General features: G+C 39.4%; 8 protein-coding genes. 3 read left to right on the top strand and 5 right to left on the bottom strand.

Features of this window, described 5'->3' with window-relative positions:
* Nucleotides 1-137: 137 nt before the first annotated feature.
* The 4 genes from ACEXOE_RS19180 to ACEXOE_RS19165 form a co-directional block, all read right to left on the bottom strand.
* Nucleotides 138-2,204 (bottom strand): T9SS type B sorting domain-containing protein, encoded by a 2,067-nt coding sequence (locus ACEXOE_RS19180; RefSeq protein WP_394750473.1) that lies wholly within the window; start codon nt 2,202-2,204, stop codon nt 138-140.
* 76 nt (nt 2,205-2,280) lie between these two features.
* Nucleotides 2,281-3,825 carry an alanine/glycine:cation symporter family protein gene (locus tag ACEXOE_RS19175; protein WP_394750472.1) on the bottom strand — a complete coding sequence of 515 codons (1,545 nt, stop codon included), beginning with the start codon at nt 3,823-3,825 and terminating at the stop codon, nt 2,281-2,283.
* 117 nt (nt 3,826-3,942) lie between these two features.
* Complete coding sequence (locus ACEXOE_RS19170; protein ID WP_394750471.1) at nt 3,943-5,058, bottom strand: response regulator transcription factor; 1,116 nt, start codon at nt 5,056-5,058, stop codon at nt 3,943-3,945.
* 43 nt (nt 5,059-5,101) lie between these two features.
* Nucleotides 5,102-5,557 carry an Lrp/AsnC family transcriptional regulator gene (locus ACEXOE_RS19165; RefSeq protein WP_394750470.1) on the bottom strand — a complete coding sequence of 152 codons (456 nt, stop codon included), beginning with the start codon at nt 5,555-5,557 and terminating at the stop codon, nt 5,102-5,104.
* Between the two features lie 124 nt (nt 5,558-5,681).
* Between ACEXOE_RS19165 and ACEXOE_RS19160 the strand changes: the two genes are divergently transcribed.
* Nucleotides 5,682-6,095 carry a hypothetical protein gene (locus ACEXOE_RS19160; RefSeq protein ID WP_394750469.1) on the top strand — a complete coding sequence of 138 codons (414 nt, stop codon included), beginning with the start codon at nt 5,682-5,684 and terminating at the stop codon, nt 6,093-6,095.
* Nucleotides 6,096-6,564: 469 nt separating this feature from the next.
* Here ACEXOE_RS19160 and ACEXOE_RS19155 read toward each other — a convergent pair whose 3' ends face one another.
* Nucleotides 6,565-10,020, bottom strand: a complete 3,456-nt coding sequence (locus ACEXOE_RS19155) for a methylmalonyl-CoA mutase family protein (RefSeq protein ID WP_394750468.1) — start codon at nt 10,018-10,020, stop codon at nt 6,565-6,567.
* 143 nt (nt 10,021-10,163) lie between these two features.
* Between ACEXOE_RS19155 and purU the strand changes: the two genes are divergently transcribed.
* Nucleotides 10,164-11,015, top strand: coding sequence for a formyltetrahydrofolate deformylase (gene purU, locus ACEXOE_RS19150; RefSeq protein ID WP_394750467.1), 852 nt, complete (start codon nt 10,164-10,166; stop codon nt 11,013-11,015).
* A 53-nt stretch (nt 11,016-11,068) separates the two neighbouring features.
* Nucleotides 11,069-11,770, top strand: coding sequence for a DUF4197 domain-containing protein (locus ACEXOE_RS19145; RefSeq protein WP_394750466.1), 702 nt, complete (start codon nt 11,069-11,071; stop codon nt 11,768-11,770).
* The last annotated feature ends 44 nt before the right edge of the window (nt 11,771-11,814 follow it).

The raw sequence follows: 11,814 nt of genomic DNA, 5'->3' as shown, positions 1-11,814 counted from the left end.
GTATTGCTTCATCATTCCCATAACAAAGCTACCTATGCCCTTACGGGTTTCAAAATTTTAAGAGAAAAAGATAATTAAACTATTCTTAAAGAAATATAGTATCACATCTCTCCCATTCTATTTATAAAAATAGAAAACTATCTTTTTAATGAAAAATGACTTTTGAATTCTTTAGGAACACCTTCCTGCAAATACGATATCCTAAACCAATAATCACTTTCGGGCATTCTTCTTCCTCGAACGGTTCCGTCCCAGCCCGTATTCCCTGAAATTTGAAACAACAACCGACCAAATCGATCAAAAATGGTAATCTCGGGATTTTCAATTTCTTCCAAGCCTACAATATTCCATTGATCATTGATTCCATCTTCGTTAGGTGAAAAAAATCGCGGAAAATCCACAATCGTAAAGGCTTGGGACAAGGTTGTACATTGCTCAACATCCCTTACGAAGGCCGTATGTGTTCCCGGAGCAAGATTCCTAAATTCAGGGTTTTCAACAAAAGGTTCGTCATCTACACTAAATTCATAGGTGCTTTCCCCTTCGGCGCGAATACGAATAGCATTTGCTTCCACAAAAAGCTCCGAAACAATATCCACTTCAAAAACCACTGGCGGAAAAATACCGTTGACCCTAGTGGATAATTCCAAACTGCAACCAATATCCCTATTGGTCAAAACTACAACATATCTTCCTACCCTATCTGCCCTAATGGAAGAACTTATAGCTCCATTAATTCTATTTTCCGGGGCTACCGTATCAAAATACCATTCAAAATCATAATCACTTTCAAGCAATTGGGTATCTATTAAACTAAGCTCCCCATTCGGCAAACCATCTTCCCCGATACAGAGCATGTGTGTCTCGGGCAAACTGAACTCTCCTTCCAAAGCATTCAGGTTTATGACAAAAGAAGCGCTTGCAATACAGGTGTCATTTGCCCTTACCCGTACATATATTGTTTTGGTACTTTCACCGAACACAAAGGTTTCCGGATTGGAAATTGCATTTTGATCTGCATTTAAATCCTCCATGCTTTCATAAAAATCCACGGTATAAATACGATCATCCTGTGTTCCTAAAACTAAAGGAATATTACTGGACAAATCAAAAACTTCACTTCCATCCCCATCAAAATCACAAGCAATGATATCTTCTGGCGGACTAGCGATTTCAGGAGGAGCAACATATTCCAAATTTATCATTCCATTGGAAATACAGATACTTGAAAACTCCACTTCCACACGATACACCCCCGTTTCACTTACCGAAATAACGGGCATATCCCTATACTGCGGCATTTCCACTTCATCCACAAACCATGTATACGATTGTGCACCAACCTCCGTGGCATCCAATACTGTATCTTCTCCAATACATACCGGGTTACCGTTAAATACTATTCGATCTTCCCCTAAATCCACATCAATGGAAAAACTTCCTCCTTCTAGGAATACACCGGAATCAAAGGCAAAATCCGCATTATCGGCGATGACCATTTTTATGGTATAGGTTTCTCCAGGAACCACAATGGCCGAAGCTTGCAATTCTACAGTCTGACCCGCAAAATCCGTAGGAGAATTGACCGGATTTAAGCCTGCAAAAAAATCTTCATTTTCAGGAGGACAATTGTCAGGAACTCCAGGTCTGACCGTAGTAACACTCACCGGTTGATCGCTACCGGGAATCAAGGCCAAATTCCGTTGTTCCCCATTGGGCTCAGTTAAAATAAAGGCAAAAACATCGGAAAAATTACATTGAAAATTTTCCAAGTATTCTTCAGAGGCCATAATAAAGTTGAAACTCATACGACTCGCCTGAGGTACAAAATCAAATTGAATAAAGGAGGCATTGAATAGATTTGACGTTCCCGTGATATTTCTTAGGTCATCATCCCCAACCCAAGCTTCCGAACCCGAAGAAATAATGCCTACATTAGGGCCCGGTGCATTCCTAGCACTACCGGTAGAAAGCAGTATACCTTCCTCAAAGGGAAAATTAGAACCATTTGCATTAAAATAACCAATACCATTGATACCCGAAGCATCTCCGGTAAACGAAACAAAATTACTGACCGTGGCACAACTACTGTTCACCAGCACGTCCCGAACCAGTTCTTCTACCGTCCGATTCTGTTCCACAATAATTTGGGCAGAAGTTAAATAGGTACATAGTACCATTCCAATAAAAACAATCTTTTTCAAAGCTAGCAACTTTCATAAGTGTCTCTAAATATAACATTAATTTATTAGCCTATGGAGGAGTCTGACATACAATTGGTTAACGGACTTTCTTTTCCGATAAACGAATAGCTTTCCTGTACTTTTGCAATTCTTGTTTTACCACAGGTAAAAGAACAAAAAGACCAATCATATTAGGTACCAGCATCGCAAATATCATGGCATCAGAGAATTCAGTGACTGCATTCAGGCTCGCTGCACCTCCAACAATGACAAAGAAGCAAAATAAGCTTTTATAGAGATATTCCACCGAGCGTTTTCGCCCAAAGAGATAAGACCAGGCCTGATAGCCATAGTACGACCAGGAAATCATTGAAGAAAAAGCAAATAAAATAGCGGCCAAGGACAAAAGATATGGAAACCATGAAATGCCGCTTTCCAAGGCATTTGCCGTTAAAACTACCCCCTGTGCATCCGAAATTTCAGCACCCACTACGATTTGCCCTGTAATGACCAATACCAAAGCTGTCATGGTACACACTACTACCGTATCTATAAAAGGTTCCAACAAGGCCACCAAGCCTTCACTAGCCGCGTATTTGGTCTTTACGGCGGAGTGTGCTATAGAAGAAGAACCTATCCCCGCCTCATTGGAAAATGCGGCACGCCGAAACCCTTGAATCATAACTCCCAAGAAACCTCCAGTGATTCCTTCCGGACTAAATGCGCCATTGATGATGGCCATAAAAGCATTGGGGATTTCTCTAAAATTGATGACTAGTATGGTACATACGGCAAGAATATAAAGTACTACCATTGCCGGAACTATTTTGTCTGTGACCTTGGCTATTTTCTTAATTCCCCCTATAATCACAATGCCAACAAAAACAGCCATGACCAACCCAAATAACCAACCTTTACCATATATAAAGCTCTCTTCTCCACCAGTTACATACTCAAACAACTGAAAAGCCTGGTTCACTTGGAACATATTGCCCCCTCCAAAAGACCCTCCAATACACATGATGGCAAAGATGACTGCCAAAAGCTTTCCCAACTTTCCCCATCCTCTTTCCTGAAACCCTTTTTTAAGGTAATACATTGGTCCTCCATATACGGTTCCTTCTGCATCTACCTCCCTATATTTTACGCCCAAAGTACATTCTACGAACTTGGATGCCATTCCCAAAAAACCCACGAGAATCATCCAAAAGGTAGCTCCCGCCCCTCCTATGGACAGGGCAATGGCCACACCCCCTATATTTCCAAGGCCTACGGTAGCGGACAATGCAGCAGTCAATGCTTGAAAATGAGAAACTTCCCCTGTGGTCTCTTTTTCATGGCCACTAGCCTTGTTTTCTTCCAGATCATCGTATTTTCCTTGTATCACTCGTATAGAAGTTCCAATACCTTTTAGGTTGATTCCCTTAAAATACAAGCTAAAAAAGCTGGCGCCTACGATTAATATGATCAGTACCCAAGGGATACCCAAGGTTCCTGTAAGCGGTATCTCGGCAAAAATGGCATCTACAAACCAAGAAGTGGCTTTTTCAAAAGTTTGATTTATAGTTTTGTCCCAGCCTTCAGTTATCGATAGGTTTTTGGGGAATTCCATAATGACAGAAAATAGCGCTATACACCTCATATCCAATAATTTGATTTGGATTCAAAGTTGCTTTTTCTCGCAATGGAAGTAAAGGTTACACAGTATTGAAAATTTAAAGGAACTTAGGTTACGTATATGCTTAACCTATTGGGAATATCATCCTTTTTTGATGGTAGCGTACTGTAAAAGCTCATGGTCCTTGGCATACTGTATCAGCTGCGTTTTTCCTTCGCTTCCGCTAATATTCAGTACTTTCTTGATTTGATGGATATGGGTTTGAAAACCGTCCACACTAATATGCATTTCAGCAGCTATCTCCGTGTATGATTTTTGCATCCCCCATAGGCCCAAATTCCCTAAAACTTCTTTTTGTCGATCAGAAAGTTCAATTTTAGTGGCCTCTTTTAAGTCTAAAAGCTCACGTGATAAGCGTTCAATGGTATCTAAATGACTTTCATTGGCGATGTCCAACTGTTTGATTCGTTTGGTTAAAACAAGGTTTTCTGCGTTGACGATTTCCAATTGTCCTTGTTGTTCTTCTTTTTGGGCTAAAAATTTCCAGCTGTACAGTAAGATCGAAAAAAGGAGAATAAATAAAAACTTAAATGAAATTGCCGTTACCGTACCCAATACACTCCAGGCCGATGGTTCCATCAAGAGAGGAATATTGTCTTGGGGCACAATACGATGAGTGACCGCAATTAGAATCAAAATAAACAATGCCATACTGGGAAGGAACATAAATCGCATTTTCCTATTGGAAAATGCCTTGTTCAGGGCATTTAACAGGGCAAAGGCCACTACAACAGAGATAGGGATATCCATGAGCCAAATTAAGGCATTATCTATTCCGCCCCCGCTGTAGGACAGTGTTACAAAAACTATCGCCAGCATCACTAGTATTCCCCCAAAAATCATAAAAAACTCACGTTCCGAAAAGCGTTCCACCAATTGAATTACAATATTCTTTTTACCACCGTGTTCAATGGATGGGAGCGACAAGAGAATAAAAAAGGAATTCAATAGGGATATGAGAACCCCAAAATAAATAAGCACTTTATGGGTAGGGGGCCATTGAAAACCAGTGACCATAATCAAATTAAAAAGTCCTCCAATACCCCATGTAAAAATAGCCAATCCAAACCACATAATGCCCTTAATTTCCTGAGCCTGGGCATTGGATTTTTTTTCTTTGTGATAGATGCGTTGAATCACTACAGCGGTAATTAAACAAACTAGGGCCGTAACGGTATATTCCAACGTATAGAACATGAAGTAAATGGTTTAAATGAATCGACTAAAGTTAGTCAAAATCTTAAGACATCTCTCTTTTTTCAATAGGGGCATCGGAAATCACATCCGACAAAATAATATGGGTTCTTGCTTCCCCATATTGAATTAATTTATCTATAAATTGTTCTAGATGAAATTGATCCTTAAGGACTACCTGCATAATAATGTTTTCATTCCCTGTAATTCTATGACAATTTACCACTTCTTTAAAAGTGCTTACCTTTTGCAAAAAGGGCTTTAATTTTCCCATGAATGCACGTAAGGTAATGATGGCTTTTAACTGGTACCCCGCTTCCGTATGGGAAACTACGGCCTTGTATCCTGTTAAAATACCTGCATCTTCCATTTTCTTTACCCGCTCGGCCACGGCAGGAGATGTAAGGCCCACTTTCCTACCGATATTGGCAAAAGATTCCCTTGCATTTTCTTGAAGACAGTGCAAGATTTTCCAATTCAAATCATCAATCTTTATATTCAAAATTATTTTGATTTAAAAATTTAGTATTTAAAGCTAAAATAATAATTCTCTTTTAAATCAAAAGCAGAAAAAGCCAAAACTAACGTATTTTTATAGTCTATTAAACTTATAGAGTATTCACAAGATGTCTTATAAAAATTTACGAACTATTCCGGTCTATATGAAGTCCTTGGCGCTGTGCAAAATGAGCCGGGAGATTGCCGCTTATGTATCGTACAATAAAGACTTTTTAAAATTATACCAATCCAATAGCCTTAGGGATAATATTGCAGACGCTTTAATTACAGATGCCATTCTTATTCCTCAAAATATTGCACAGGCAGAATGCTCTGAATCTTATGCAACTCGTCTGAGAAGTGTTCGATTTATCAATACCATTACGCAAAATATACTTTCATATTGCAATGGCTTGGAGAAAGATGGTGTCAAGGAGAAAGAATATCTGAACCTCCTTCGCAATGAAGTTAATGGCTTTAGAAAGTCATTTATTTCCTGGAAAAAATCCATCCAAAGTAATGATGGGTCCAGTATGGGCTAATTGGTCAACACAGGGCGCACCTAAACAAAGAGATTAAAATTCCCTTATCCCCATTTCCCGAGAGTTATTACGATTATGCTGACTCAAAAAGTAATGACCGAATATACAAAAAACCCTATATGAACAACATATAGGGTTTATACTATAACCATGGATTTTGTTTGCAATTTTAATTCGTCACAAGGCGTAGCCCCTTTATCAAAAAACGCTTTGGCTTCACTCAGTATACGCAAATTGCACATTTCACTTGCGACGCTGTCTTAGTTCAATGGCACAAAACACCTATCACCTCATTAAAATACACTTCGGCTTCGCTCAGTATAAGCAAATTGCACATTTCACTTGCGACGCTGTCTTAGTTCAATGGCATAAAACACCTATCACCTCATTAAAATATACTTCGGCTTCGCTCAGTATAAGCAAATTGCACATTTCACTTGCGACGCTGTCTTAGTTCAATGGCATTTGCTTACATATTTCGTCTATACTGTCCCCCTACTTCAAAAAGCGCACTGGTAATTTGTCCTAAAGAACAGCTCTTGGTTACCTCCATAAGTTCTTCAAAAATATTTCCGTTTTCAATGGCCGTTTTCTGTAATTGGGACAATTTAGCATCGGTGTCTTCCTGATTTCTTTGGTGTAAATTTTCCAAAGTGGATATTTGTGCCATTTTTTCTTCCTCTGTAGCCCGTATTACCTCAGCGGGCAATACCGTAGGCGAACCTTTGGAACTCAAAAATGTATTTACGCCAATTATGGGGAATTCCCCAGTATGTTTCAAGGTTTCATAGTACAGACTCTCTTCTTGTATTTTGGAGCGTTGGTACATGGTTTCCATAGCACCAAGGACTCCTCCACGTTCTGTAATTCTATCGAACTCCAATAACACGGCTTCTTCTACCAAATCCGTCAACTCTTCTATAATGAATGATCCCTGTAAAGGGTTTTCATTTTTGGCCAAGCCCAATTCTTTATTGATAATCAATTGTATGGCCATAGCCCTTCGTACAGATTCTTCTGTAGGCGTCGTTATCGCTTCATCATACGCATTGGTATGCAAGGAGTTACAATTGTCATAAATGGCATACAGGGCCTGTAGCGTTGTACGTATATCGTTAAAATCTATTTCTTGGGCATGCAGACTTCGTCCAGAGGTTTGGATATGATATTTCAGCATCTGCGCTCTGGGGTCTGCTCCGTATTTGTGTTTCAATGCCTTAGACCATATTTTTCTAGCAACCCTTCCGATAACAGCATACTCTGGATCTATTCCATTGGAGAAAAAGAAAGAAAGGTTGGGGCCAAATTTATTGATATCCATTCCCCTACTCAAATAATACTCTACATAGGTAAATCCGTTAGATAAGGTAAAGGCCAATTGTGTAATAGGATTGGCCCCTGCTTCTGCAATATGGTATCCAGATATGGAAACCGAATAAAAATTCCGCACCTCTTTTTGAATAAAATACTCCTGTACATCTCCCATTAACCGCAAAGCAAATTCGGTAGAAAAAATACAAGTATTTTGCGCTTGATCTTCTTTTAAGATATCGGCCTGTACCGTTCCCCTGACTTGGTTAAGAGTTTTTAGTTTGATCGTATCATAAACCGTCTTGGACAACACTTGATCTCCAGTAACCCCAAGGAGCATTAATCCCAAACCGTCATTGCCCTCAGGCAATTCTCCTAAGTACTGCGGTCTTTCTGCCCCACTTTTCGTATAAATGGCATTAATTTTAGCAGTTACTTCTTCTTCTAGGCCATTTTCTTTAATGTATTTCTCACAATTTTGATCAATGGCGGCATTCATGAAGAACCCTAATAGCATCGGTGCAGGCCCATTGATAGTCATACTCACTGAAGTCATCGGATTACTAAGGTCAAATCCGGAATATAATTTCTTGGCATCGTCCAAGCAACATATGGACACCCCTGCATTTCCTATCTTCCCATAGATATCCGGGCGATGCCCTGGATCGTTCCCATAGAGTGTCACAGAATCAAATGCCGTGGATAGTCTTTTTGCGGGCATTCCCAAACTTACATAGTGAAAACGCCTATTGGTCCGTTCTGGTCCACCTTCCCCAGCAAACATCCTTGTAGGGTCTTCCCCAGTTCTCTTAAAAGGATATAAACCTGCGGTATATGGAAACTCCCCGGGAACATTTTCTTGAAGGCTCCAACGGAGCACATCGCCCCAAGCATTATACTTGGGAAGTACAACTTTTGGAATCTGCAGATGGGACAATGATTCGGAATGTGTATCAATATGAATTTCCTTTCCTCTTACTTTAAAAGTATATACGGGGTCTTTATAGCGTTTAATTTTAGCTTCCCAATGTAAAATAATTTCCCAATTGTAAGGATCAAGGTCCATTTTTACACGATCAAATTCGTTGATCAATAGCTTTAGAAAAGGGATATCCTCTTCTGATTTCGCCATTTTCAGAATTTCTTCATTATCAACTCCTTTGGTTGAAAGTAAGGCTTCTTGACTTTCCTTCCCTACTTTGACTACGGATAATATGGTTTGAAATACTCCGTATAAACGCTGGGCCACTTCCGTTTGGGAAGCTGCTTTAACGTCATAGGCCCTGTTATTTTCTGCAATTTCCGACAAGTATCGTGTTCGGGCCGGGGGAATGACAAATATTTTTTCGGTTTTCTCTAAGGTCGCTTCAAAAGTGGAGTGGAGATCAGCTCCTGTTTTTTCAATTAAGGTATCCATAACGGAACGATACAATCTGTTCATTCCGGGGTCATTAAATTGTGACGCAATTGTTCCAAAAATGGGAAGTTCGTCATGATCAATATCCCAAAGCCCATGATTGCGGACATATTGTTTCTTTACATCCCGTAAACCATCCAATGCGCCTCTTTTATCGAATTTATTGATGGCCACCAAATCTGCAAAATCCAACATATCTATTTTCTCCAGTTGCGTTGCCGCACCAAATTCTGGAGTCATCACATACAAGGATATGTCACTATGTTCTATAATTTCCGTGTCGGACTGGCCAATTCCCGAAGTCTCCAAAATAATCAAATCAAAATTGGCTACTTTAAGGACTTCAAGGGCCTCGCCTACATATTGGGAAAGTGCCAAATTGGATTGTCGCGTCGCTAAGGAGCGCATATACACACGATCATTATTGATAGCGTTCATTCGAATTCGATCTCCCAACAAAGCTCCTCCCGTTTTTCGTTTTGACGGATCTACAGAAATTAAGCCTATTGTTTTTTCTGGAAAATCGATCAAATATCTTCGAACCAATTCATCCACCAAACTAGACTTACCGGCACCCCCAGTTCCTGTGATTCCCAAAACAGGTACTTTAGCTTCAGACTTGGTGATTTTTGAAAAATGAGTTTCAAATTCATCATGTCTATTTTCTGCCAGGCTAATTAATCGGGCAATGGCATTAACCTCTTTTTGTTTCAGGGCATCTCCTAAACATTCGTCCTTCTTAAGCGTCAAAGCCGGTACTGGAAAATCACTTTGTTGAACCAGATCATTGATCATGCCTTGTAAGCCCAATTTTCTTCCATCATCGGGAGAGTAAATCCGCGTGATACCGTAATCCATCAGGTCTTCTATCTCCTTTGGCAGGATTACACCACCGCCGCCTCCAAAAATTTTAATATGTCCAGCGCCTCTTTCCTGCAACAGATCGTACATGTACTTAAAATATTCATTATGTCCGCCTTGATAGGAAGTCATTGCAATGGCATTTACATCTTCCTGAATTGCACAATCCACAACTTCCGCTACGCTGCGATCATGTCCTAAATGAATGACTTCAACTCCGGTAGACTGTATGATTCTGCGCATAACATTGATGGCCGCATCATGCCCATCAAACAGGGACGCTGCAGTTACAATTCTTACTTTATTTTTAGGGGTATACGGTTTTGTTTGTTCCATCTGTAAAAAAACAACATTTTTATCGGCGCAATTTACGGAAAATGCAAAAAAGAAAGGGATGCAATTAGAATTTTATAAAAATATTAAACTATAGTCCCCTCTGGCCATTAATATTCTAATTTTATCGGCTTAAACCTGTCATTTTGAAAGCAATTATACTTATACATTGTCCCGATACTTATGGTATTATTCATTCGGTTACCGGTTTTATTCACTCCTACGGTGGTAATATTGTTTATTTGGATCAACATGTTGATGAGGCTTCCGGTATATTTTTTATGCGATTGGAAAGTGATTTCAATACAGCCACAACTTCTCTGGAAAATTTTAAGGCAGAATTTGAGCAAAGAATGGCGTTGCCCTATCAAATGGCTTGGAGCATTCACAAGTACGAAAACAAACCTAAGATGGGTTTATTTGTTTCTAAATACAACCACTGCCTATATGATATTTTAAGTAGGTTTAATTCTGGTGAACTTCATGTTGAAATCCCTTTCATTATCAGTAATCATAATGATTTGAAGGGAATTGCGGCACAATTCCAAATTCCATTTTACCATATTCCCGTGAGCAAGGACACAAAAGCCCAAGCCGAAGATGAACAGCTTAAAATTTTGAAACAATACCAGGTAGATTTTATTGTACTCGCAAGATATATGCAAATTGTTACTTCTAAAATCATTGATCAATACCGGAATAACATTATAAATATCCATCATTCTTTTCTTCCTGCTTTTGCCGGAGCAAAACCTTATCATGCTGCTTTTGAAAGGGGGGTAAAAATTATTGGAGCTACCAGTCATTACGTTACAAAAGATTTGGATGCAGGCCCCATTATTGAACAGGACGTTACTACTGTATCCCATTCCCACAGTATTAAAGACCTTATTGCCAAAGGCCGCGATCTGGAAAAAATTGTACTTTCCAGGGCCGTGAAACTCCATTTGGAACGCAAGACAATGGTCTACAACAATAAGACCGTTATTTTTTCTTAGGACAAATCCCTACAATAGCAGTAACTTTACCTAAACTTTAAACATACCCCAAAATGAAAAGAATTTTAGTTTTACTGGTTATTTTTCAATGTTTTGCCTGCGATGGATTGCAGCAAGTTGTGAATCAACTTCCCCAGGGAGTTCCCGTAGGAAATACCGAAATAGCCCAGGGACTACGAGAAGCCTTGAATAAAGGAATAGATAAACAGGTAAGTACCCTTACACAGAAAGATGGCTTTTTCAAGAATGAATTGACCAAGATATTGCTTCCCCAAGAACTTCAGAAGGTAGACAAAACCTTACGTGATATTGGGCTTGGCAACTTAGCCGACGAAGGCTTGAAAATTTTGAACCGAGCTGCCGAAGATGCCGTTAGTGAGGCCACTCCCATTTTTGTGAATGCCGTAAAGGAGATTACTTTTGACGATGCCAAAAAAATACTTTTGGGAAATGACGATGCTGCTACGCAATATCTCACGGCCAAAACGGACAAGCAATTGTACGCAAAATTCAATCCTGTCATCAATAATTCCTTTAAAAAGGTAGGTGCAGATAAAATATGGAACAACCTCATCAATAAATACAATGCTATTCCATTGACCAAAAATGTGAATCCGGATTTAACAGACTATGTCACTCAAGAAGCATTGAAAGGCGTGTTCACTATGATTGCTGTAGAAGAAAAAGAAATCAGGACAAAAGTATCTTCTCGAACCACTGCTGTCCTCAAAAAAGTATTTGCACTACAAGATTAAATTTTCGATAAAGCGTAGTCTTTACAAATATTTTTTCTATCTTT

Source organism: Spongiimicrobium salis (assembly GCF_043678055.1).
In the GTDB taxonomy this organism is placed as follows: domain Bacteria; phylum Bacteroidota; class Bacteroidia; order Flavobacteriales; family Flavobacteriaceae; genus Spongiimicrobium; species Spongiimicrobium salis.
This window is presented reverse-complemented; position numbering and strand designations above follow the sequence as displayed.